The following is a 23,996-nucleotide window of genomic DNA, read 5'->3' on the forward strand; positions in this document are numbered from 1 at the left end:
GCGCGTGTCAAAGCGGTCACCCGCCGAGGACATCGCCGAAGACGTGGTCGACGACCCGCGACGACGCCTGCCCGTCGTCGTGCGGGCAGTACTTCACGAAGAAGCGGTCGTAGACGTCGGCGTACCGGTCTTCGCCGTCCGGGGCCTCGCGGACGGCCTCGGCGACGTCCGCCGAGGTGGTCACGAGCGGTCCGGGCGCGTCGGTCTCCAGGTCGAGGTAGAGGCCGCGGACATGGTCGCGGTAGCGCTCCAGGTCGTAGGCGTACACGACGATCGGACGGCCGAGCACGGCGTAGTCGACCATGGCGGACGAGTAGTCCGTGACCAGGACGTCCGACGCCATGTACAGCTCGGCGATGTCGGGGTAACGGGACACGTCGATGACGAACCCGTCCCCTGCGTGACGCTCCCGATCGGTGACGAAATGGTGTGCCCGGATGAGCAGCACATGGTCGTCGCCTAGGACGTCCCGCATCGTGCGGATGTCGAGTTCAAGGGAGAAGCCCTGCACGCCGGGCGCGTGGAACCGGTCGTCCCGCCAGGTCGGCGCGTAGAGGACGACCTTCTTCCCGTCCGGGATCCCCAGGCGCTTGCGGATCTCGCCGCCGACGCTCTCCCATTCGGGCGTGCTGAGCACGTCGTTGCGCGGATATCCGGTTTCCAGGACTTCGCCCTCGTACCTGAACGCGCGCCGCATGGTCTGGGTGGCGAACGGGCTCGGGGACAGCAGCACGTCCCACCGCGCCACCTCCTGCTCCACCAGGTCGAACCGCTCCGTCCGCCGGTAGGGCATGTCCCTGAGGTCGTAGCCGAGACGCTTCAGCGGTGTGCCGTGCCACGTCTGGACGAACGTCTGCCCCTCGCGCTTGGCGCACCACGGCGGCAGCCCGTGGTTGGTGACGACGTAGCGCGCGCGGGCGAGGGCCCGGTAGTGCTCACGGCTTCCGGACAGGACGGTCCTGGCCTTCCCGTCCACGGCGAACTGTCCGTCCTGGGAGACCCACACGCATTCCAGTTCGGGCTTGCGGCGCATCAGTTCTTCGTAGACGGCCTTGGGGTTGCAGTTGTACTGCGTACCGCCGTGGCTGTCGAACACCGCGACGTCGGCGATCGGGCTCCGCAGGTACACCGGATAGTCGTGCTGCTGGAGGAGCACCTGGGCGCGCGCACCGCGCTCGTCCTCGTCGAGCCCGGGACGGCTGCGCAGGAACAGCGCGTCCTTCTGGTGGACGCCGACGTCGAATTCGTGTGTCCCGGCACGGTGCCACTCAGGAAGGTTGGGGATTTTCTCGCGTTCGACCACGACCGACACCTCGCCGGTCTGCGCGCGCGCCAGCACGTCCCACGTTCCGGTGCTCAGGGGGAGGTCGGTCCCGAACACGGTCATCGTCGCCGGGGTGAAGGCGGCGGTGAAGCGGAGGCCGTCCCAGGTGACGGGCACGCGGTGCTCGTCCCCGGACCGGCGGCGGCGCAGGACGAAGTAGTCCGGCTTGGTCTTGGGGCAGGCGAAGTCACCGGAGAGGGTGAGGAGCCCTTGCTCGTCCCACTCCGCCTTGGTCACGACGGGACGGACGCTGCGCTCGACCCCACGCAGGTTGCCGAAAGCGGTGCGGGTCAACGCGAATTCACGTCCGCCCCCTGGGAGGAGGTAACGCACGGCGGCGACGTTGCTGGCGACGGTCAGGCGCATCGGCCCGCCCTCACCGGTGAGCCTGATGTCCCAGTCGATGAGGTCGCGCAGATGCGGACGTCCTGGACTCCCGGCATCGCCCGGCACGGAGACGAGGGACTTCATGGGAAGCGTGGCGGTGAAGTCGAATCCGGTGCCGCCCGCCATGCGCAGCACGGACGACTGGCGCACCGTCACCTCACCGCGAACCTCGGCACCGCCGCCGCCGTGCCGCCGCGCCGCGACGACGGCGGCCCCGGTGCCGAGTGCCCTTCGCGTCCATCCGGACAGTTCCAGTACGTCGCCGTCCCGCCGGACACGGGTGACGACGGCCTTGGCCCGCTTCACGTGGACGACGAACACGTCGTCGTCCCCCGCCGCGGGCTGGACGGCGACGTGCTCGTCCACCTGGCGGGCGGCCGTCCAGCGCACGGCCGGAGCGGTCGCGGGCAGCCGCTGGACGGCCTTGCGCCCCTGCGCCGCCACCTCGGCGAACAATTCGTAGGTGGCCGTGCGCCATTCGTCGCCGTCCAGGAGGTATTCGGGCTCCACCCGGACCGAGAAGCCGGACTCGTCGTAGGAGACGGACGGCTGGTCGGACCGGATCGTCGCCTCCGGGCAGGCGATCCGCTCCACCGGAAGCCGGATCTCCTTGCCGGTCTTCACGTCGCGCATCCAGACGCGGATCCGCGAGTCGCTCACCGAGGACGCGTCGAACCTGTCGAAATGCGCGTGCCCTTCGACGATCAGGGTGTCGACGTCCCATTCGACGCGGTCGACGTCCGCGAAAAGGCGGAGCTCGTCGGTGACGTCGTACACGTCCGCGGGAATGTCGCGTTCCACACCGTCATTCTTCGCGCCCTCGAAGAACGGGTACTCGGCGTACCAGCGCTGCCGGACCCGCCCCCGCCGCACCAGCGGAACGTTCCGAAGACCGGCCTCCTCGAACCGGACCACCTCCAGCAGTTCGGGCAGCATCCGCTCGCCGAGCAGATAGGTCTCCAGCCGCCTGATCGACGCCAGTCCGGCGGCGGCCTGGCGACCGGCGGTCTCGACATACGCGGCGCCCAGTTCGCCGAGGCGCTCGCGCTCCTGCCAGGTGGCCTCGGGAAGGGCGAGGATCAGCGCGCGGACGTCCAGATCCAGCGCGTACCTGTCGTGGAAGGGAAGCAGTTCCGGCGCGTGGTCGCCGAGGAATTTCCGGACGGCCGTGATGAGGCTCATCCGCTCGGTGATGTCCGCCGGGTCGTGCCGGGCGCGGGTGGCCGTTCCGGTGCGGTCCCGCCGGTGGTAGACGGTCGTGTCGAGGACGTCCACCGCCGAGGCGAGAACCTGCGCCTGCGCGGCGGTGAGCGCGTCATGGGTCGTCGCCGGGAGGTCGAAGCGGTGCGCGTCCCAGAACGCGCGGCGGAAGACCTTGTTGCACACCGTCCTGTCCTGGAGAAGGGCGGGGTGGCGGGTGACGTGCGTCGATTTCATCGTCGCGGCATAGGGCGCGGCGTGCAGCGGGGAAGGGCGCGACTGGTTCCCGTCCACGTACATGACGTTCCCGCCGACGAGGTCGGAACCGGTCTTCTCCAGCGTGCCGACCATCAGTTCGCACGCGTAGGGCGGAAGCGCGTCCTCGCCTTCGACGAAGGCGAGATAGCGGCCCTTCGCCTGCTCCACTCCGGTGTCGGCGGCCGACAGTTCACCGGACGCCTGGAGAAGCGCGAACCGCTCGTCCCGTTCGGCGAACTCCTTCGCGACGGCCGCGTTGCCCACGTCCGCGCCGTCTTCGGGTTCCTCGTCCACCAGGAGCACTTCGACGTCGCGTAGCGTCTGCCCGGCGAGCGATTCCAGGCATTCCTCGAAATGGTCCCCGGTAGCGCGGAAGGGGACGACGATGCTGATCTTGGCGGGGTTGCGCTGAGGTGACACTGTGGCTCCGTGATGGGGTTCTTTCAGTGGGCGGGCCGGACGACCCGGTCCAGCACGCGGGCGGCCGCCTGGCCGTCGTCGTGCGGGCAGTACCGGGCGGCGAAGGCGGCGCGGGCGTTGCGGTATCCCGCGTCGAGCGCGACCGGCTCGCGCAGGGCGTCGACGACCTCCTGCGTGGTGCTGAGCAGCGGCCCCGGGGCCTCCGCCTCGAAATCGAAATAGAAGCCGCGGACGTGGTCGCGGTACCGCTCCAGGTCGTAGGTGAAGAACACCATCGGCCGCCCGGTGGCGGCGAAGTCGAACATGGCCGACGAATAGTCCGTCACGAGCACGTCGCTGACCAGGAACAGTTCTGAGATGTCGGGGTAGACGGACGCGTCGATGACGCAGTCGCCGGGCCGCAGCCTCGGCTTGTCGGTGACGAGGTAATGCGTGCGCAGCAGCAGGACGTGGTCGTGTCCGAGCGCCGCCCTGAACCGGTCGAGGTCGAATTCGAGCCGGAACGCGCGCTTGCCGATCGCGTGGTGGAAGTCGTCCCGCCACGTCGGCGCGTAGAGGACGACCTTCTTCCCGTCCGGAATGCCGAGCCGCTGCCGCACCGCCGCCGCGATCTCCGCGCGCCGCGGGCTGCTCAGCAGGTCATTACGGGGATATCCGCTCACGAGGATCTCGCCGTTGTAGCCGAAGGCGCGCCGGAACAGCGGGACGGAGAACGCGTTCTGCGAGAGGAGCAGATCCCATTGGGGGACGTCGTACTCCATCCAGTCGACGCCCTCGGTCCGCTTGTACGGCATCTGCTTGACGTCGTAGCCGAGTTTCTTCAGCGGCGTGCCGTGCCAGCACTGGACGTACGTCTGGTCGTCGCGTTTCACGAACCATTCGTGCTGCGACCAGTTGCCGAAGATGTAGCGGGCGCGGGCGAGGGCCTCGTAGTGCTCCCGCGTCCCGGCGAGCACGGTCCGCGCGCCGACCGGCTTGCCGAACTGGCCGTTCTCGGTGACCCACACGCATTCGAGGTCGGTGCCGCGCCGCCGCAGCTCGTCGTAGATGCCGCGCGGATTGCACGAGAACTGCCGTCCCTTGTACGCGTCGAACACCGCGAGTTCGCGGACCGGCAGGTTCCGGTGCCGCCGGTAATGGCCGGACTGGATCCGGCTCTGCGCGTAGGCGCCGCGCTCGTCGTCGTCCAACGCGGTCTCGACCCAGAACTGCAACTGGTCGGTCCGCTGCGCGCGGATCGTGACGATGTGCAGTCCCGCCTCGAACGGCTCGGGAAGGTCGCGGAGCGTGTGCCGCCTGATGACGACCGGCCGTTCCCGGCCGTCGATCGCGGTGACCGCGTCCCAGCGGCCGGAGACGAGCGGACGCGTCAGTCCCAGCACCCGCATGCGCGCGGGCGAGAATTTGGCGGCGAACCGGCTGCCCGCCCAATGCAGGGTGACCGTGTGCTCCTCCGACGACCGCCGCCGCCGCAGGATCATCGCTTCCGGCCGTTCCAGCGGATCGGCGCACGAGCCGCCGAGAAGCAGCGCCCCGTCCGGCGACCACGACACTTCGTCGACGACCAGAACCTTTTCCCGGACGACGATCCGCATGGTGCTCCGCCGCGACCTCGCCAATTCCACTTTCCCGCTCGGAGTGGCGAAGACCGCGCCCGAGGCGTCCTCGTCCAGGTGCGGCTTGATACCGCCCGGGAGGGTGACGTCCCAGTCGCCGGGCCGCTGGGCCAGCCTGTCCAGCGGCAGCCTGGCCCGGAACCGGCCGCCGCCGCCGACCGGCTCGATCGGGCCGGTCACCGCGCCCCGGCCGGCCTTCGGCGCGGCGATGATCTCGGGACGCTCGCTCAGCGGGGCGCGGCTCCAGCCGTCCAGCCACAGCTCGCCGTCCTCCACCCGGCCGCCGGTGATCGCCGCCGCCGTCCGCCTGACCTGGAGCACGAACCGGTGCCGGCCCGCGACGCCCTGGACGCGGACGCCCGGCGCGCACTCCCGGTCGCGCGGCCACAGCAGGTGAGTCAGCCGGGGGTTGCCGAACCGCGCCCGCCGCCGCGTCCCGCCGTTGACGATCTCGACGCACGGCACCCAGTCGACGTCCCGCCAGCGCCCGTACATCCGCAGCGACGCCGGGTCGATGTCCGCGACGAACCCGGACCAGTCGTAGGACACCCCCGACTGCCGCGACCGCGCGGTCACGTCCGGCCTGCGCACCCGCGTGACCGGGACGCGCTTCAGCCCCCGCCTGTTCGACGCCAGCAGCCACACCCGGATGCGCGACCCGTCCTCGGTGGAGGAGTCCAGGTGCCGGATGTAGGCGTGGCCCTCGATGCGCAGGCGCCCGTCCACCCAGGCCGACCGGTCGATCGCCGCGACCGGGCGCAGCTCGGCCGTCACGTCGTACACGTGCCGGGGGACGGCCCGCTCCTCGTCCTCGAAGAACGGATACTCCGCGTACCAGCGCCGCCGCAGGCCGCGCCGTACGCGCGGCGCGTCCCCGGGTTTCTTGAGCTGGGCGAACCTCAGCACCTCCAGCAGCTCGGGCAGCATCCCCCGGCACAACAGGTGCAGTTGCAGGCGCGTGATGGCCGGGAACCGCTTCACCACACGCGGGGAGACGCACCGCGCGAGGTTCGCTCCGATCTCGACGAGTTCTTCACGGTTCTCGTCGTCCGTCCTAGGCAGGGCCTCGAACAGCACACGCAATTCGATGGGGACGAGGGCGTGCTCGTCATAGGCGTTAAGCAGCCGGGGCGCGTACTCCGCCATCCCCTCACGCAACGCACGCGCGGACGCAAGACGCTGGGTGATGTTGTCCCAGTCGTAGCGGTCTTCGGTAATCGACCCGGGCCGCTTGCGCCAGAAGTAGACGACCTCGCTAAGCAGGTCTACGGAACGCGCCAGCGCATGGGCGCGCATCGTGACGGGCGGGTCCTCGTAGTAGCCCCTGGGGAACTCCAGGGCGTTGCGGTCCCAGAACTCGCGCCGGTACACCTTGTTCCACGGCGTCCGGTCGCGCATGAGCAGCGGCTTGGACGACACGTGCGTCCGCGAACACGAGTCCGTGAAAACGCGGTCGTGCAGGTGCGACTGCCACGTCCGGTCGGCGTCCATGCGGTGGACGTTGCCCGACGCCATGTCGGACCCCGTCCGCTCCAGCGATCCGACCATCCGCGCGTAGGCGTCGCGTTCCACGACGTCGTCGGCGTCCGCGAAAGCGAGGTACTCCCCCTTCGCCTGACGCACTCCGGCATTGCGCGCTGGGCCCGGCCCCTCGTTGTCCCGCGTGACGAGCCGGAAACGGGGGTCCCGCGCACACATCTCCTTGGCGAGAACCGCGCCGTTGTCGGTGGAACCGTCGTCCACCAGGATGACCTCAAGGTCGCGCAGCGTCTGCCCCGCCAGGGACTCCAGGCATTCCTGAAAGAACTCCTCCGTGTTGTGGAACGGGACCACGACGCTGAGCTTCGGGGACATGGGGCCTCCTCCTCGCCCCACGAGCATGGTGACGCGATGCGGTCACCCGAAAGCGCATCGCGATTGCCAGGCCGTCCTCTGACACAGACTTGACCCTGCATGGCCGCGCTTTACCGGCCGCTGAACGTCCGCGCGGTCCGAAAAACCGGGCTCAGGCGGGACGGACGCCCTCCGCGAGCCCCGCCTCCGCGACGGCGGTCCGGATGCTGGCGGCGAGCGTCCCGAACTCGTCCGCGCGCGGCGACGCCGACCGGAAGCCGAGCCCGATCCGCCGGAACGGCGCGGGCGAGGCGAACCGGTGCAGCCCCAGGTGGGGGGCGCGGCGCGTCTCGACCGGCAGCGCCGTCTCCGGGACGAGCGTCACCCCGAGCCCGCCCGACACGAGCTGCACCAGCGTGGCGAGGCTCGTGGCGTACGTGGCCGCCGCCGGACGGGCGCCGACGTCCCGGCACACGTCGAGGGCCTGGTCGCGCAGGCAGTGGCCCTCGTTGAGCAGCAGGACGTCCAGCCGCGACAGCGCCTCCCGGTGCACGCCGTCCGGCCGCTCCAGGTCGCCGAGGTCGAAGTCGGCGGGCGCGACGAGCACGAAGTCCTCGTCATAGAGAGCCAACTCGGTAACCCCGGCCGCAGGCGTAGGCAACGCAAGCACAACAACGTCGAGCCGCCCGGCAAGAAGCTCCGCGACGATCGGATCGGTCCGCTCCTCACGCACCGAAAGCTCCAGATCCGGGAACTCCTTGGCGAGCCTAGGCAGCACCACGGGCAGCAGATACGGCGCGACGGTCGGAATCACACCCACCCGCAACGGCCCGACAAGCGGGCCCCGCACCGCGTTGACCTCGTCCACCAGCCGGTCGAGTTCGGCGAGCACGACCTCCGCCCGCCGCGCGACCCGCTCCCCGGCGGGCGTCAGCAGGACCTTCCGCGTCGTCCGCTCCACGAGCCGCGCGCGGACGCACTCCTCCAACGAGGCGACGGCCCCGGACAGCGCGGGCTGACTGATCCGCAGCGCGGCGGCCGCATCCCGAAAATGCAGATGCTCCGCGAGCGCCACAAACGCCCGCAACTGCGCCACCGTAGGTCTACTGTTAACCATCCCACCAGCGACTTTACCCACACCCCTTCGCACCCCCCACACCACCCCAACCCACCACGGGCGGACGCTCAGGAGGTGGCGAAGCCGCCGTTCTTGATCTGGACGACCAACGCGGCCAACTGCTCCCGGCTCACGATCAAGGGCAGCCCCTCAGGGTCCTTGCTGTCCCGAACACCGACCCCCCGCGCCAGCTCAGCCAACTCCACGCAGTCCTCGGCTCCGTGACCGCCGCTGTAACTACTTTTGCGCCAGACCGCCATGCTTCACACCCACCTATTTTGGAATCAGCGCGACTGCCCCTCGCCCTTGATCTTTCCGAGGAGCGCGGCAAGACCTTCCCGACTCAGCACCAGGTGAGGCGCGGAGGGGTTCTTGCTGTCACGGACACCGATACCCCGCGACAAGTCAGCCAACTCCACGCAGTCAGAGGTTCCGTGAGACTGGCTGTAGCTACTCTTGCGCCATGCCGTCATAGGACTCGCCCATTCGCTCTAGGAGTTCACGCGACTGGTCCTCGTTCCAGGCGCGCGCCGCGAGTCGCTGGAAGCGCGACATCACGCCGATAGCCTCCGCTTGGTCGTCGATGACTCGGCCCACTCCCAGCGCGTTGCCGGAATAAGCCGCCATGCGCCGACCTGGCAGTACGAAGGACCAATACGAACCATCCACGCCTGTATGCGGCGCAGCCGACAGCGGAAGTATACGGACGGAGATGTGAAGCAACTTGCCCATCTCGACCAGCCAGGCCCGCTGCGCGGCCATGACCTGGGGACTTGCCATCTGCCGCAGGGCTATCTGGTCGATCACGATCCAGATGTCGGGCTGGCCGTCCAGGATCGCGTCCTGAAGCTCCATGCGCAGGGCGAGGGTCTTCTCGAGGTCCGTGATGAGCCCGGCCGAGTACCCGGCCTCCAACAAGCTCCTGGTGTAGTCCTCCGTCTGCAACGGGAGCGGGACCACGTTGGCGGAGTAGATGCAGTGCTCGATCGCCTTGCGCTGGTAGCGCAGGAGCCGGGACGGGGCGTTGGCGTCGATGCCGAGCTTGGCGTAGCCGAGCCAGATCTTGAAGACGCCGCCGGTGTTCCAGGCGGCGTCCAGGGCCTTGCATTCGTTCGTGCCGAGCTGCTTGTCGCCTGACTCGTACTTGGAAACCTGGCCGATCGAACAGCTCAGGATCTTCGCCACGTCGGCCTGGGTCGCGTTGTGCCGAGTGCGCAGGAACCGTAGGTAGTAAGCCAAGAAGCCATGGATGGACTCGTGCGGGTCGGGGGATGGGCGGACCACGGTCGGGGCACCTCCGCACTTCCTCGTTTTTCTGATGTCCGCGGCAATGATGACAACCATAAGTCGTCGCCGTCAATCTGTTGCGCGAAATCACAGAAATGACCGATGGCAGAGGCGATCACGGAATGGGCATCGACAAATTCCGCAAGGATGACTTCATAGACGAATCGGACCCCCTTCCGGCCGTCGGGCCGCCGCGCGGGCGATGGGCGGAGCCTTATCAGGCCCACGAGAACGGCCTGTGGACGGTGCACCTCCGCAACCCCGAGTCCATCCGGATGCGTGACAGCCGTCTGGTCGCCACGCTCACCGCGGGCGACCTGTTCACGCTGGGCGGCCTCATGGCCGAGCAGGACGCCCTGGCACGGGAGAGCGGGTGGTGAGGGCCCTGGTCGAGGGGACGTCCGCCGGGCCCCTGGCACTCCGTCGCGGGTTCCTGGCGACACCCGACGTCATACGGCAAGGACGTCTCATCGTGGAGGCGCAGACCCTCCAATGGGAGCTCCCCCAGGGCACGGTGGACGACGCGGTCCTGATCGCGTCGGAATTGCTGACGAACGCCGTCCGCGCCACACCGAATGCACCGATCAGTCTCCGCATGGCCCTCGTGGAGGAGGGTCTGCGTATCGGGGTCTGGGACACGTCCCCGGAAAGACCGAAGACGTCCGCCCCAGACCTGAGCATGCCGACCCAACGCATTCCGGATAACGCGTCCGACCCAGGGGGGTGGGGCCTAGGCATCATTGCCTCCCTGTCCAAGTATTACGGCTGCCGCCCAGAACACGACGGAAAATGCGTGTGGGCCGTACTCGACATAGACCCGCCCCACGAAAACGGAGTCTCGCCCTAGGGGACGTGGGTGCGGCGCGTCCTCGCGGCGGCGCGGGCCTCGGCCAGCTATGCAAACTGAGAGTCATGATCGAAATACAGAGGGTAATGTCAGGCGGTGACGCATCTCCGCTCAGAACTGGAGGACGATCATGCGCGCCACCGTACGCACCGCCGGAAGACTCCTGACCGCCGCCCTCATCCTGGTGAGCACCCTGGCCATGGGCTGCCCGGACGCCCTGGCCCGCGCCCCGCAGACCTACCGGATCGTGAACGCCGACGAGGGCGAGTCGGCGAAGAACTTCCCCGGGATCAACCCCGCCGCGCCCACACCGATAGTCGTCGACCGCGAGCACGCGGGCGACCACGAGGTCTGGCGCATCACCGGGACGGAGAACGCGTACACCATCGTCAACGTGGGTTCGGACAACCGCGCGGTCGTGCGGGACGGTCGGCTGGTCGGCCTCCACGAAGGAACGACGACCTGGTCCCTGCGGCGGGTCGCCCAGGGCCGGTACATCATCGGGCTGCCCGGCCGGAACCTGGTCTGGACCCAGGACGAGGACAGGGCCGTGCTGGAGCCCGCGGGCGCCGAGCACGGCCAACTGTGGGACATCATCCCGGTCATCGACTGACCCATCCCCGGGCCGAAGGGCGGCACGACCATGGCCGTGCCGCCCTATACCGCGTCACCGTGCGAGCCGCTACACTTGCCCGCCACGGACATCGAAGTCCGTTTTGGGCGTATCAATGTGATTTGCATCTACCCACCGAACCGCGCCCTTCGGTCATGACTCGGTCTCATCCCTGGTCACAGCGTCGCGCACGCCATTGATAGGCGTTGCCTATCGCTTGGATGAGACATATCGATTTCTCTTTTCAGCCGGGTCGAGGCACGCTGAGTGACATCAGCCGCTCGGAGCAAACGCGGCTTTCGCGCGCCTCACCTGCGGAGGCGCCCCTCAACTCATGACGAAGGAGCATGCGTGCTTACTGTCGGTGACCAGTTCCCCGAGTACGAGCTCACCGCCTGCGTCTCGCTCGACCCCGAGAACGCGTTCGAGACGATCCACCACAAGTCCTACGAGGGCAAGTGGCGCGTCGTGTTCTTCTGGCCCAAGGACTTCACGTTCGTCTGTCCGACCGAGATCGCCGAGTTCGGACGGCTGAACGAGGACTTCGCCGACCGCGACGCCCAGGTGCTCGGCGCGTCCGTCGACAACGAGTTCGTCCACTTCGCCTGGCGCAAGGACCACCCGGACCTGCGCGAGATCCCGTTCCCGATGATGGCCGACGTCAAGCGCGAGCTGTGCGAGTCGCTCGGCATCCTCACCGCGGACGGCGTGGCCCAGCGCGCGACGTTCATCGTCGACCCCAACAACGAGATCCAGTTCTCCATGGTGACGGCCGGTTCCGTGGGCCGGAACGTCAAGGAGGTCCTGCGGGTCCTGGACGCGCTGCAGAGCGACGAGCTGTGCCCCTGCAACTGGAACAAGGGCGAGGACACGCTCGACGCCACCAAACTGCTCGCCGGTGCCGGAGCCTGACGGGCCCCCACCCACCCGAACGGACGGCGGCCGGTTGCGCGGGCGCGCGACCGGCCGTTCGCACGCAAGCACCCGGATCCGCACGGATCCGCTTGGAAAGGACGCATGAGAATGAGCGTTGACGCGCTGAAGAGCGCCCTCCCGGGATACGCGAAGGACACCAAGCTCAACCTGGGCTCGGTGACGTCCACCTCGCAGCTCACCGACCAGCAGCTGTGGGGCGCCGTCCTGGCCAGCGCGCTCGCCACCCGAAGCACGGTCGTCATCAGGGAACTGGCCGAGGAGGCGGGCGACCACCTGTCCGCCGAGGCGTTCGAGGCCGCGAAGGGCGCCGCGTCCATCATGGCCATGAACAACGTCTACTACCGCGCCACCCACCTGATCGGTGACGAGACGTACGCGACCCTTCCTGCGAAGCTGCGCATGTCCATCATCGGGCGGCCCGGCGTGGACAAGACCGACTTCGAGCTGTGGTGCCTCGCCGTGTCCGCCGTGAACGGGTGCGGACGCTGCCTGGAGTCGCACGAGAAGGTCGTCCGGGAGGCGGGCCTGTCCCGTGAGCACGTGCAGGAGGCGCTGCGCATAGCCGCCGTGGTGAACGCCGCCGCCGCGACGCTCGACGCGGAGGCCGCGCTGGCCCCGGCCACCGTCTGACGACGGAAGGCTAAGGCCCGGACGATGTCCGGGCCTTTTTCATGCCGTCATTCCCACTCGATGGTGCCCGGGGGCTTGGACGTGATGTCCACCGTGACCCGGTTGATCTCCCTCACCTCGTTGGTGATGCGGGTGGAGATGCGCTGGAGCAGGTCGTAGGGGAGCTTCGCCCAGTCGGCGGTCATCGCGTCCTCGCTGGTCACCGGACGCAGCACGATGGGGTGGCCGTAGGTGCGGCTGTCGCCCTGGACCCCTACGGAACGGACGTCCGCAAGCAGGACCACCGGGAACTGCCAGATGTCACGGTCGAGACCGGCGTTGCTCAGCTCGGTCCTGGCGATGAAGTCGGCGTCGCGCAGGATGTCGAGGCGCTCCCTGGTGACGGCGCCGACGATGCGGATCCCGAGGCCCGGCCCAGGGAAAGGCTGCCGCCAGACGATTTCGGACGGCAAACCGAGCTGCTCACCGAGCGCGCGGACCTCGTCCTTGAAGAGCGTGCGCAGCGGCTCCACCAACTGGAACTGGAGGTCGTCCGGAAGACCTCCGACGTTGTGGTGCGACTTGATGTTGGCCGCGCCCGTACCGCCGCCCGACTCGACGACGTCGGGGTAGAGGGTGCCCTGGACGAGGAACTCCACCGGCTCCGCCGCGTCCTCGCCGACGACCTGGCGGGCCGCCTCCTCGAAGACCCGGATGAACTCGCGGCCGATGATCTTGCGCTTCTGCTCGGGGTCGGCGACGCCGTCGAGGGCGGCGAGGAAGCGCTCCTGCGCGTCCACGACGTGCAGGTTCACCCCGGTCGCGGCAACGAAGTCCTTTTCGACCTGCTCGGGCTCGCCCTTGCGCAGCAGCCCGTGGTCGACGAACACGCAGGTCAGCTGGTCGCCGATGGCCCGCTGGACGAGCGCGGCGGCGACCGCCGAGTCGACCCCGCCGGACAGCGCGCAGATCGCCCGCTTCTGCCCGACCTGCCGCCGGACGGCCTCGATCGACTCGTCCGCGATGTTGACCATCGTCCAGTTGGGACGGCAGCCCGCCCCTTCGTACAGGAACCGGCGCAGCAACTCCATGCCGTGCTCGGTGTGCATCACCTCGGGGTGGAACTGGACACCGAAGAACCCACGTTCGATGTCTTCCATGCCCGCGACCGGGGTGACGTCCGTACTGGCGGTGACCGTGAAGCCGGACGGCGCCTGGCTCACGAAGTCGCGGTGGGACATCCACACCGCCTGCTCATGCGGCAACCCCGCGAACAGCATGCCGGGGGACGTCACGGCTACGGTCGCCCCACCGAACTCGGCGACATTCGAGTTCTCGACCGTCCCGCCCAGGGCCTGCGCCATCACCTGGTGCCCGTAGCAGATGCCGAACGTGGGGACGCCCAGGTCGAACAGCCCGTCCGGTGCGACGGGGGCGCCCTCTTCATATACCGACGACGGCCCGCCGGACAGGATGATGGCCTTCGGCCGCTTGGCGAGCATCTCCGCCGCCGTCATCGTGGACGGCACGATCTCGCTGTACACATGGCACTCGCGGACGCGCCGGGCGATGAGCTGCGCGTACTGCGCGCCGAAGTCGACGACGAGAACGGTGTCGAAGGACTGGTCTGCGGCCACCAAGAACGCCTTTCGCACGGGCCGGAACGATTCCCCCAGTCTACGGGCCCCCGGCCTGCGCCGACCCCGCCCGTCCCGGTCGGGGCGGGCGGGGCGGACCATGAGCACGTCTCGGACGAGACCATCACATGGTGCGATCGTCCTATAACGGTCGGCATCCATTTACCTTGATCACACTCGCGGCAGGACTTCGCTCTGATACCTGTTGATGACGCGCTGTGTTCATTTCGTTCCCGTCCGCAAGCGTCCTCCCTAGGAGTGCCGTGAAGCTGCTCGCCGCAACCGTCCTGCTCGCCGCCGCCGTACCGGCGCTGCCGTCCACCACCGCCTCGCCCCCGGGGCCGGTGGCGGCGCGCAGGGGCGACTGCGTCAAGGCCGACGCGTCCCCCGCCAACGCGCGGCTGCGGCCCGGCGCGCACGGCAGGGACCGCAACGACCTCTCCCTGGAGCAGGCCGCCGACGTGGAGCAGAACCTCAACCGGATCCTGGACGGCCTCGGCCTCGCCCCCACCGAGAACCCGCGCGGGCAGTCGACCGGCCGGGACCTGCGCGGCGCCGCGGCGATCAGCATTCCCGTCTACTTCCATGTGCTGCACGACGGTTCGGCGGGCAACGTGTCCGCCGCGACGATATCGAGCCAGATCGACACGATGAACGCGTCCTACGGCGGACGGAACGGAGGGGCGAACACCCGCGTCTCGTTCACCCTGCGAGCCGTGACCCGTACCGACAACGCGGACTGGTTCAACGACCCCGAACGCTACGAGAGGACGTACAAGCCCAGACTGCGGCAGGGCGGCAAGAACACACTGAACCTCTACAGCGCGCGTATCGGGGGCGACCTCCTCGGCTGGTCGACCTTCCCCTGGAAGTACCAGTCCGAGCCCAAGATGGACGGCGTCACCATCCACTACGGCAGCATGCCGGGCGGATCCATCGAGAACTTCAACAAGGGGTTCAGCGCCACGCACGAGGTCGGCCACTGGCTCGGGCTCTACCACACGTTCCAGGACGGCTGCGGAGGCCAGGGCGACCGCGTCGCCGACACCCCCGCCGAGCGCGACCCCACCAACGGCTGCCCCGCCGGTAAGGACACGTGCCCGTCCAGTGGTGAGGACCCCATCCACAACTACATGGACTACAGCTACGACACGTGCATGACGTCCTTCACCGCCGGGCAGGGCGGCCGTATCCACAACGTGTGGACGGCCTACCGCGCCTAGCGCTTCTTCCGGTCGGTGATGCGTTTCGCGTCTTCGGGAGGCAGTCTTCGGACTGCCTCCCTTAGCGTGACGCCCGACATGACGTCCACGCGTGGCTCGACCCAGGCCGCCACCCACTCCGGGTCCTTCTTCGACAGCTCCCGCAACACCCACCCGAGGGCCTTGCGGATGAAGAACTCCTTTTCGCCGATGAGCGCGTCCCCGAACCGGTCGATCCTGTCCAGATCCGGGGTTCCCGCGCGGACGCCCGCGAGCAGGGCCAGCATCGCCGTCCGGCGTATCCACATGTAGGGGTCGCTGACCCAGGCGTCCAGGACCGTCCCCAGGTCGGGATACCGGACGACCAGGCCGCCGACGATTTTCTCGGCCAGATAGTCCACGTACACCCAGCCCGACGAGTCACGGATAAGGCGTTCGCCCAGGGCCAGGTCGGGCGGCTCCAGGAGGGCCGCCCGCTTGACGAGAACCACGATCGCGGCCATGCGCGCCTCATGCACGGGACGGCCCTGGTCGGTCACGTCCCAGAGCCTCTCCGCCAGCGCGACGAGTTCGTCCCGCGTCGGCCTGGCCTTCACCGCCGACAGCGCGACCTTCCGCAGGGCCGGGACGGGGACGCCGATATGGGTGAAGTCACTCTTCAGATAGCGCTTCTCGCTCTCTGCCCGCACCGGGTCGGCCTGTGCCCGAAATTCGGCCAGGAGTCGTTCCACTTCCCCGTCGACGTCCATGCGGGTCACGCTACGCGGCGACGCTAGGTTGCCGCATTCAGCGTTGAGCGACCCGATTCGTTCAGGTTTGCCAAAGACGCCTCGGTTGTTCGCATCCAGGCTGGTTCCAGCGATGACTCCGCTCCCCTGCGCGCGCTCCCGCTCGCGTCACCCCCAAGGAGTTTCATGAAACGCGCCGGAATCGCGGCCGTTCTCGGTCTGGCCGCAGCCGTCACGACGTACGCCCCCACCGCCCCCGCCACCCTCGCGGCGCCTTCGGCACCGTCCAACCTGTGCGCCGACCAGTCGTCGGCGGCCCGCGTCCGCGCCGGGACCCACGCCGTCGAACCCAACCAGCCTGGGACGGCCCAGGTCGCGGCGATGGAGAAGGACTTCCAGAACCGCCTCAGCAAGCTGCGGAACAAGAAGACCTCGGCCATCACCGTCCGCGTGCACTTCCAGGTCGTCTACGGCAGTGCGGGGAACGTGCCCGACGCGACCCTGAACAAGCAGATCGACGTCATGAACCAGGCCTACGCGGGCAGCGGTGTGACGTTCACCCTGGCCGAGATCAAGCGGACGCAGAACGCCGCCTGGTTCTCCGACCCGCAGGCCAACGAAGCCGCCATGAAGAACGCCCTGCATGTCGGCAACGCCCAGGACCTCAACTTCTACACCGCCGACCTGGGCAACAGCCTCCTCGGCTGGGCCACGTTCCCGAGCAGCTACCGCTCGCAGCCCAAGATGGACGGCGTGGTCATCCACTACCAGAGCGTGCCGGGCGGCTCCCTCAGCAACTACAACGAAGGCGACACCGGCACCCACGAAGTGGGTCACTGGATGGGGCTGTACCACACGTTCCAGGGCGGCTGCACGGGCGCTGGAGACGAGGTCTCCGACACGCCCGCCGAGCAGAGCCCGGCCTCCGGCTGCCCCACCGGCCGCGACACCTGCACCTCGCCCGGGGTGGACCCGATCCACAACTACATGGACTACAGCTACGACTCGTGCATGACCGAGTTCACGGCGGGCCAGACGGCGCGCATGCAGAGCCAGTGGTCCGCGTACCGCGCGTCAGGAAGCTGACCCGCGTCCCGGCCGGGCGTCCCTGACCGTCCGACCGATCAACCCCCGGTAGAACGGGCCGGGTGGGCCCAACGAGCCCACCCGGCCCGTTCTGCGCTAGCTGTGCGTACGTCCCGTACGGGCCCGGCCTGGGGCGTCCCCTGGTCGGCGTACGCCTGTCGCCAGGGGCGCGGCTTAACGCGGGACGTAGACGCTGCCGCCGAACTCGACGACCTTGGAGGTGGCAGCCCTTGGGCGGTCAGCCTTGGTCCTGGCGCTGCGCTTCCGCAGGGGCCGTTGGCCCGTTGTCCACAGAATCTCGTTCTAGTGCCGTGCCGTCGCCGCCCCGCCGAGAATTCAGGAGTTGGGTTCGGCTCGGGGAGGCGGCGGCGATGGCGGAGTCAGCGGGGACGGCGGGGACGGCGGCGTCAGGTGATGTCGATGATCGGGAGCTTCAGCGCCCCCGGCGCGTCGGCCGGGACGGCCGGGTTCTTCGGCGGGACGGGGCTGAGCCGCCGGTACGGCTCGCCCAGCGCGGGGCGGAGGTCGTCCTCCGACCGGTTGGGCCAGAGCGACATGGCGCGCTCGGCCTGCGCCGTGATGGTCAGCGACGGGTTGACGCCCAGGTTTGCGGAGACGGCGGAGCCGTCCACGACATGCAGGCCGGGGTGCCCGTACACGCGGTGATAGGCGTCGATCACGCCGGTCTCCGCCGAGTCGCCGATCGCGCACCCGCCGAGGAAGTGCGCCGTCATCGGGACGTCGAACAGGTCGCCCCAGGTGCCGCCCGCCATCCCGCCGATCTCGTCGGCGATCAGCCGGGTCGCCTCGTGCCCCTCCGGGATCCACGTCGGGTTCGGCTCGCCGTGCCCGGCGGACGCGTGGACGTCCCAGCCGAACGGGCCCTTCTTCGGGCGCAGCGTGATCGAGTTGTCGCGGGTCTGCATGACCAGCGCGATGACCGTCCGCTCCGACCAGTGGCGCAGGTCCGCGAGCTGCATCAGGTCGCGCGGGCGGCGCACCGCCTCGCGGACGAACTTCAGCAGGCGGGGCTTGTGCCTCTCGCCCGGACGATCGCCGTCCACGAGCAGGGTCTGCAGACCGGCGAGCAGGTTGGAGCCGCGCCCGTACCGGACGGGCTCGATGTGCGTGTCCGGCGCGGGGTGGAACGACGACGTGATCGCGACGCCCTTGGAGAAGTCGGGCCCCGGCTTGCCGTTCGCCCGCCCGCCGCCGAGGATCGCCTCCGAGTTGGTGCGGGTCAGCGCGCCGAGCCGGTCCGACAGCCGCGGCAGCGCGCCCGTCGCCTTCAGCTTGTGCAGAAGCTTCTGCGTCCCGTACGTCCCGGCGGCGAACACGACCTGCTCGGCGGTGAGCGTCTTGCGGTTGCGGCCGAACGAACCCGTCCGGACGATCTCGACCTCGTAGCCGCCGCCGCGCCGCGGCCTGACGGACGTGACGCGGCTGAGCGGCATCACCCGCGCGCCCGCCTTCTCCGCCAGGTACAGGTAGTTCTCCGTGAGCATGTTCTTCGCGCCGTGGCGGCAGCCCGTCATGCACTCGCCGCACTCCAGGCAGCCGCGCCGCCGCGGGCCCGCGCCGCCGAAGTACGGGTCGGCGCTCTCCACCCCGGCGCCGCGTCCGAAGAACACGCCGACCGGCGTCTTGACGAACGTGTCGCCCTTGCCCATCCGGTCGGCGACGCGCTTCATGACCTTGTCGGCCTCGGTGGTCGTCCGGTTCCGCACAACGCCGAGCATGCGCTTCGCCTGCTCGTAGTAGGGGGCCAGCTCGTCCTGCCAGTCGGTGATGTGCGCCCACTGCCGGTCCTTGAAGAACGGCTCCGGCGGGACGTACAGGGTGTTGGCGTAGTTGAGCGAGCCGCCGCCGACGCCCGCGCCGGCGAGCACCAGCACCCGGCTCGACTTCGCCCCGCGGATGAGGTGCATCCGCTGGATGCCGGTGAACCCGAGCGCGGGCGCCCACAGGTAGCGGGCGATGCGCCAGTTCGTCTTGGGCAGCGCCGGATACCGCGACCCCGGCGCCCCGGACGGGTTCGTGTCGAAGCGGCGGCCCGCCTCGATCACCCCGACCCGGTAGCCCTTCTCGGTCAGCCGCAGCGCCGACACGCTGCCGCCGAACCCCGACCCGATCACGAGCACGTCGAAGTCATGCTTCACGGGAGATCCCTACTTGATCCGCAGCTTCTTCATGAGCTTGATCCCGGTCGCCATCATGTCGGCGAACTTGTCGTAGCCGATCGCGCCCGGCGGTTCCAGGTCCATGATGTGCTGGCTCGCGACCGTCTGCGCCTCGGTGAACTTCAGCAGCCCCTCGGCCCCGTGCCGCCGTCCCACACCGGACTGCTTCATCCCGCCCATGGGCGAGTCGTAGGACGCGTAGGCCGCGCCGTACCCGTCGTTGATGTTGACCGTCCCCGCCTGGATGCGGGCGGCGAGACGGCGGCCCTTCGCCAGATCCTTCGTCCACACCGACGCGTTGAGGCCATAAGGCGTGTCGTTCGCCCGCGCGACGACCTCGTCCTCGTCCCGGTACTTGTAGACCGCGACCACCGGCCCGAACGTCTCGTTGGCGCAGAGATCCATATCGCCGTCGACGTCCGCGAGGACGGTCGGCTCGTAGAACAGCGGCCCGATGTCCGGACGGGCCTTGCCCCCGGCCAGAACGGTCGCCCCCGCCTCCACGGCCTGGTCGACATGCCGGGTGACGGCGTCCAACTGCCGCTGGTAGGTCAACGACCCCATCTCGGCCTCGAAGTCCAGCCCGGCGCCGAGCCGCATCCCCTTCACCAGCTCGACGAACCGGGCGACGAACCGGTCGTAGATGTCTTCGTGCACGTACATCCGCTCGATCGAGATGCAGAGCTGCCCGGCGTTGGTGAAGCACGCGCGGACGGCGCCCCGCGCGGTGCGCTCCACGTCCGCGTCCGGCAGGACGATCATCGGGTTCTTGCCGCCGAGCTCCAGCGAATACCCGACGAGCCGAGGCGCGACCTTCTCCGCGATCGCCTTCCCGCCGCGCGTCGACCCGGTGAACGACACGTAGTCGGCGTTCTCCACCAGCGGGTCGCCGATGTCGGCCGGGTCGCCCACGACGATCTGCCACAGATCACGCGGCAGCCCGAGCTCGATCAGCAGGTCGAGCACCCACAAGCTGGACAGGCAGGTTTGCGTGTCCGGCTTGTGGATCACCGCGTTCCCCGCCATCAGCGCGGGCGCGATATCACTCGCCCCCAGCGCGAACGGATAATTCCAAGGCGCGATCAGCGCGACGACGCCCTTCGGATGCCGCAACTCGTGGACGCGCGTCAGCCCCGGCATCATGCCCTGCCTGCGCCGCGGCTTCAGCAGCTTCGGGGCCCGCCGCGCGTAGTAGAGCGAGCAGAGCGCCACGTCGAGGAACTCCTCCATCGCATGGCGGCGCGCCTTGCCGGTCTCCAACTGGATGACGTCGAGGATCTCCGCGCGCCGGTCGACCAGCGCGTTCGCCAGCCGCAGGAACGGCTTGACCCGCTCCGCGGCCGGTAGCGCCCCCCAGGCGCGCTGCGCCGCCCGCGCCCGCTCGTACGCCTTCCGGACGTCGTCGGCGCTGGACAGCGGAACGGTCGCGAGAGGCGCACCGGTGAACGGCGCGGAGATCGTCGCGGTATCGGCTCCGTCCGACACCACATGCGAGACCAGCCGGTCGATCAGAGTCTGCGGCAGCGTGCGCTCCGCCGCGCCTTCGGCGGAGACCGTCGGGGTTGCCATACAGGCAGCGTATGACCCCCCGCCCACTCTTGGCTACCCGCAAGTAACGCAGCCCGGGAAGTGATGTGCCCCACTCGCCGAGGCGGTCCCGGCCCCGCGCTGACACCGCACCGTGACCGGACCGTTCCAACCCAGGTCGAATTACGCAACCTACGGACTGACCATGCCCGCCCGGTGTATTCCGAAGAGAGATTCTCGCCCCACACCCACGCCACCCGCCCCCGTCCCAGGAGAACCAAAGCTCACCAACCACGACACACCACCCAGCCACCAGGCCCAGCCGACCACCCCAGAGGCCCGAAGACCGGCCCAAAGCCCAAGGGTCCTTCCCACTGGAGATGGCGGGGGCTTGATCGGAGGGTGGAGCACGATCAGGACCAGCCCATCCGACCTGAGGCAGGCGTCCGGGACACGGCGCGGGGGACTCCCGCCTGGAGGAGCGGCGTCCCGGGGGTCGGAGGCGGCTGGGGGGACTGGAAGAAGCGGGGGCGGCGGGGATCCGGGGGGCGCGGCGCAAGGGGGCGAGGGGCGTATCACAGGCCACACTGGGAGGGACAGCACATGACGGACGCCCACGGTGACAACCGGCCCGAGGGTGACTCGACCGGGGCGGGCGACCACCGCACTCCGCGATCGTCCGGCGGCGGCACTCCGCCGCGCCGCGACCGCCGCGAGCAGACCCGCACCGCCCTGCTCACCGCCGCCGAGCGCCTCTGGGCGGAACGCGGAATCCACGGCGCCTCTCTCGACGACATCGCGGCGGCCGCGGGTCTCACCAAGGGCGCCGTCTACTCCAACTTCGCGGGCAAGACCGACCTGCTCCTGGCCCTGATGGAGCGCTTCACCAGCGATCCGTCCTGCAGCGACGTCTGCGACGAGATCCGCACAGCGGAGGAGGACGCCGACCCCACGGACCGTCCCAACCGCCATGCCCCCGACGACCGTCCACGCCGCCTCGCCCTCCTCCTCGTCGAGTTCTGGCTCTACGGCATGCGCGACTACGCGGCCGGTTGGCGCATCGCCGACTGGTACGCCGAACGCCGCGCCCAGATGGCGAGCGAACTCGAACCCGCCGACGGCATCGCCGCCGACGACCGCGCCGCCTTGGCCGTGGCCCTCGACCTGGGCCTCGCCTTCCAACACCTGCTCGACCCGGCCCGCGTCCCCGCCGACCTCTACAAAACCGGCAAAACCCTAATGCTCGGCACCCCCTGACCCGCGCTGCGGGTGGCGGAGGCGTGCGGGCTCCCGGTCGTGGTGTCGAGCGCGGTGGAGACGGCGGTGGCCCCCACCTCGAACACCCACCCCGCCGCCCCCACGCCGAACACCCTGTGTTGAGTGCTCCCCACATCAAGCACTCACTGCGGGGGCGGCGGCGCGGCTACGGGGCCGTGGTGGGGACTATGTCGGGGGCGCCGCGGCGGCGGGCGTCGGCTTCCTGGTCGTCTTCCTGGGTCTGGGAGGCGCGTTCGGCCTCGACGCGCTTGCGGTAGTACTCGATCTCGCGGTCGCGCTGCTTCTTGGACCAGCCGAGGACGGGGGCGAGCAGGTCGGCGGCCTCCTGGGCGGCGCCGACGCCGCGGTCCCAGGTCTCGATGGAGATGCGGGTACGGCGGGCCAGGACGTCGTTCAGATGGCGGGCGCCCTCGTGGGACGCGGCGTAAACGATCTCGGCCCGCAGGTAGTCCTCGGCCCCGGCCAGCGGCTTGCCGAGGTCGGGCTTCTCGGCGATCAGCGCGAGGAGGTCGTCCACGAGCGTCCCGTAGCGGCGCAGGAGGTGCTCGATGCGGGCGACGTGCAGGCCGGAGCGGGACGCCAGCCGGTGCCGGGCGTTCCACATGGCCTGGAAACCGTCGCCGCCGACGAGCGGGACGCGGTCCGTGCACGACTCCGGGATCTTGCCGTCGAGGCCGTGCGCGACGGCGTCGATGGCGTCCTTCGCCATGACCCGGTACGTCGTGTACTTGCCGCCCGCGACCAGCACCAACCCGGGGACGGGATGCGCCACGACGTGCTCGCGGGACAGCTTCGACGTCTCCTCGGTCTCGCCGGTGAGGAGCGGACGGAGCCCCGCGTACACGCCTTCGACATCGTCGTGGGTGAGGGGTGTGGTGAGCACGGAGTTGACGTGGTCCAGCACGTAGTCGATGTCGGCCTTCGACGCGGCGGGGTGGGCCTTGTCGAGGTCCCAGGCCGTGTCGGTGGTGCCGATGATCCAGTGCCGCCCCCACGGGATCACGAACAGGACCGACTTCTCCGTGCGCAGCAGGATGCCGGTCGCGGAGTGGATGCGGTCCTTCGGGACGACGAGGTGGATCCCCTTGGACGCCTTCACGTGGATCTGCCCGCGGCCGCCGACGAGCTGCTGGATGTCGTCCGTCCAGACGCCGGTGGCGTTGACGACCTGCTTGGCGCGCACCTCGCTGGTCGTGTTGCCCTCCAGGTCGCGGATGCGCAGGCCCGTCACCCGCTCGCCCTCGCGCAGGAAGCCGAGGCACTGGGTGCGGGACGCGATCTGCGCCCCGTACTCGGCGGCCGTGCGCAGCGCCGTCATGACGAAGCGGGCGTCGTCGACCTGCGCGTCCCAGAGCTGGATGGCGCCGACGAAGGCGTCCTTGCGCAGGGACGGCGCGAGCCGCAGCGCGCCGCGCCTGGTCAGGTGCCGGTGGTGCGGGACGCCCCGCGTGTTGCCCATCTGGAACGCCAGCACGTCGTACAGCGCCACGCCCGCGCCGAAGTACGCGCGCTCCCACACGCGGTGCGTCGTCGGCAGGATGAACGGGACGGGGCGCACCAGATGCGGCGCGATCTGCTGCAGGAGGTGGCCGCGCTCGGTGAGCGCCTCCCGGACGAGGTCGAAGTTGTACTGCTCCAGGTACCGCAGCCCGCCGTGGATCAGCTTGGACGACCGCGACGACGTCCCCGAGGCGAAGTCCCGCGCCTCGACCACCGCGACGGACAGGCCCCGCGTCGCCGCGTCGAGCGCCGCGCCCGCGCCGACGATGCCGCCGCCCACGACGACGACGTCGAACTCCTCGCGGGCCATCCGATCGAGCGACGCCGCCCGTTCGGCCGGACCCAGCCGGGAGGTCCCCAGCCCCGTCACAGGTGATCCCGTCATCGCGATTCCCCCCACAGCGGTCGGTT

At 69.5% G+C, this 23,996-nt stretch carries 19 protein-coding genes; 8 read left to right on the forward strand and 11 right to left on the reverse strand.

All coding sequences use genetic code 11. The annotated features are described in order from the left end of the window. Positions 1–16: 16 nt before the first annotated feature. From ACH01S_RS11110 to ACH01S_RS11130, 6 genes are all read right to left on the reverse strand, one after another. On the reverse strand, positions 17–3,589 hold the full coding sequence (locus ACH01S_RS11110; RefSeq protein ID WP_067888931.1) for a bifunctional glycosyltransferase/CDP-glycerol:glycerophosphate glycerophosphotransferase: 3,573 nt from the start codon (positions 3,587–3,589) through the stop codon (positions 17–19). 23 nt (positions 3,590–3,612) lie between these two features. Beyond that, a complete protein-coding gene (locus ACH01S_RS11115; RefSeq protein WP_067888934.1) occupies positions 3,613–7,059 on the reverse strand; it encodes a bifunctional glycosyltransferase/CDP-glycerol:glycerophosphate glycerophosphotransferase in 3,447 nt (1,148 codons plus the stop codon). A 151-nt stretch (positions 7,060–7,210) separates the two neighbouring features. Further along, complete coding sequence (locus tag ACH01S_RS11120; RefSeq protein ID WP_246236435.1) at positions 7,211–8,134, reverse strand: hydrogen peroxide-inducible genes activator; 924 nt, start codon at positions 8,132–8,134, stop codon at positions 7,211–7,213. An 89-nt stretch (positions 8,135–8,223) separates the two neighbouring features. Beyond that, the gene (locus tag ACH01S_RS11125) at positions 8,224–8,415 is read right to left on the reverse strand and encodes a DUF397 domain-containing protein (protein ID WP_067888939.1); all 192 of its coding nucleotides are present in this window, start codon (positions 8,413–8,415) and stop codon (positions 8,224–8,226) included. Positions 8,416–8,439: 24 nt separating this feature from the next. Continuing rightward, positions 8,440–8,628: a DUF397 domain-containing protein gene (locus ACH01S_RS42005; RefSeq protein WP_083980556.1), complete on the reverse strand. Its 189-nt coding sequence runs from the start codon at positions 8,626–8,628 to the stop codon at positions 8,440–8,442. Next, positions 8,606–9,340: a DUF5753 domain-containing protein gene (locus ACH01S_RS11130; protein WP_148344090.1), complete on the reverse strand. Its 735-nt coding sequence runs from the start codon at positions 9,338–9,340 to the stop codon at positions 8,606–8,608. Before ACH01S_RS11130 ends, ACH01S_RS42005 begins: the two co-directional genes overlap by 23 nt. A 224-nt stretch (positions 9,341–9,564) precedes the next feature. Here ACH01S_RS11130 and ACH01S_RS11135 point away from each other — a divergent pair, with 224 nt between their 5' ends. From ACH01S_RS11135 to ahpD, 5 genes are all read left to right on the forward strand, one after another. Continuing rightward, on the forward strand, positions 9,565–9,822 hold the full coding sequence (locus tag ACH01S_RS11135; RefSeq protein ID WP_067888945.1) for a hypothetical protein: 258 nt from the start codon (positions 9,565–9,567) through the stop codon (positions 9,820–9,822). Beyond that, complete coding sequence (locus tag ACH01S_RS46745) at positions 9,819–10,289, forward strand: ATP-binding protein (RefSeq protein ID WP_370671564.1); 471 nt, start codon at positions 9,819–9,821, stop codon at positions 10,287–10,289. Before ACH01S_RS11135 ends, ACH01S_RS46745 begins: the two co-directional genes overlap by 4 nt. 130 nt (positions 10,290–10,419) lie before the next feature. Continuing rightward, complete coding sequence (locus ACH01S_RS11145; protein WP_067888951.1) at positions 10,420–10,902, forward strand: RICIN domain-containing protein; 483 nt, start codon at positions 10,420–10,422, stop codon at positions 10,900–10,902. 351 nt (positions 10,903–11,253) lie between these two features. Next, positions 11,254–11,814 (forward strand): peroxiredoxin, encoded by a 561-nt coding sequence (locus ACH01S_RS11150; RefSeq protein ID WP_067888954.1) that lies wholly within the window; start codon positions 11,254–11,256, stop codon positions 11,812–11,814. 111 nt (positions 11,815–11,925) lie between these two features. Beyond that, positions 11,926–12,468, forward strand: a complete 543-nt coding sequence (gene ahpD, locus ACH01S_RS11155) for an alkylhydroperoxidase, AhpD family (RefSeq protein WP_067888956.1) — start codon at positions 11,926–11,928, stop codon at positions 12,466–12,468. Positions 12,469–12,515: 47 nt separating this feature from the next. On the opposite strand, the gene guaA is transcribed toward ahpD, so the two are convergent. After that, positions 12,516–14,084, reverse strand: a complete 1,569-nt coding sequence (gene guaA, locus ACH01S_RS11160; protein WP_174564869.1) for a glutamine-hydrolyzing GMP synthase — start codon at positions 14,082–14,084, stop codon at positions 12,516–12,518. 263 nt (positions 14,085–14,347) lie between these two features. Here guaA and ACH01S_RS11165 point away from each other — a divergent pair, with 263 nt between their 5' ends. Continuing rightward, positions 14,348–15,307 (forward strand): zinc metalloprotease, encoded by a 960-nt coding sequence (locus ACH01S_RS11165; RefSeq protein WP_246236436.1) that lies wholly within the window; start codon positions 14,348–14,350, stop codon positions 15,305–15,307. On the opposite strand, the gene ACH01S_RS11170 is transcribed toward ACH01S_RS11165, so the two are convergent. Beyond that, positions 15,304–16,035, reverse strand: coding sequence for a DNA alkylation repair protein (locus ACH01S_RS11170; RefSeq protein ID WP_067888963.1), 732 nt, complete (start codon positions 16,033–16,035; stop codon positions 15,304–15,306). The two genes, ACH01S_RS11165 and ACH01S_RS11170, sit on opposite strands and share 4 nt — an antisense overlap. Before the next feature lie 165 nt (positions 16,036–16,200). Here ACH01S_RS11170 and ACH01S_RS11175 point away from each other — a divergent pair, with 165 nt between their 5' ends. Then, entirely contained in the window at positions 16,201–17,100 is a 900-nt protein-coding gene (locus ACH01S_RS11175) for a zinc metalloprotease (protein WP_067888966.1), read from the forward strand. 407 nt (positions 17,101–17,507) lie between these two features. Here ACH01S_RS11175 and ACH01S_RS11180 read toward each other — a convergent pair whose 3' ends face one another. Both ACH01S_RS11180 and ACH01S_RS11185 read right to left on the reverse strand, forming a co-directional pair. Further along, positions 17,508–19,259, reverse strand: a complete 1,752-nt coding sequence (locus ACH01S_RS11180; RefSeq protein ID WP_067888968.1) for an FAD-dependent oxidoreductase — start codon at positions 19,257–19,259, stop codon at positions 17,508–17,510. A gap of 9 nt (positions 19,260–19,268) precedes the next feature. Continuing rightward, positions 19,269–20,849, reverse strand: a complete 1,581-nt coding sequence (locus ACH01S_RS11185) for a succinic semialdehyde dehydrogenase (RefSeq protein WP_067888971.1) — start codon at positions 20,847–20,849, stop codon at positions 19,269–19,271. A gap of 561 nt (positions 20,850–21,410) precedes the next feature. Here ACH01S_RS11185 and ACH01S_RS11190 point away from each other — a divergent pair. Further along, positions 21,411–22,064 (forward strand): TetR/AcrR family transcriptional regulator, encoded by a 654-nt coding sequence (locus ACH01S_RS11190; RefSeq protein ID WP_083980557.1) that lies wholly within the window; start codon positions 21,411–21,413, stop codon positions 22,062–22,064. 166 nt (positions 22,065–22,230) lie between these two features. On the opposite strand, the gene glpD is transcribed toward ACH01S_RS11190, so the two are convergent. Continuing rightward, entirely contained in the window at positions 22,231–23,970 is a 1,740-nt protein-coding gene (glpD, locus tag ACH01S_RS11195) for a glycerol-3-phosphate dehydrogenase (protein ID WP_067889767.1), read from the reverse strand. Positions 23,971–23,996 lie beyond the last annotated feature (26 nt).

The organism is Actinomadura chibensis NBRC 106107 (assembly GCF_001552135.1).
GTDB classification, from domain to species: Bacteria; Actinomycetota; Actinomycetes; order Streptosporangiales; family Streptosporangiaceae; genus Spirillospora; species Spirillospora chibensis.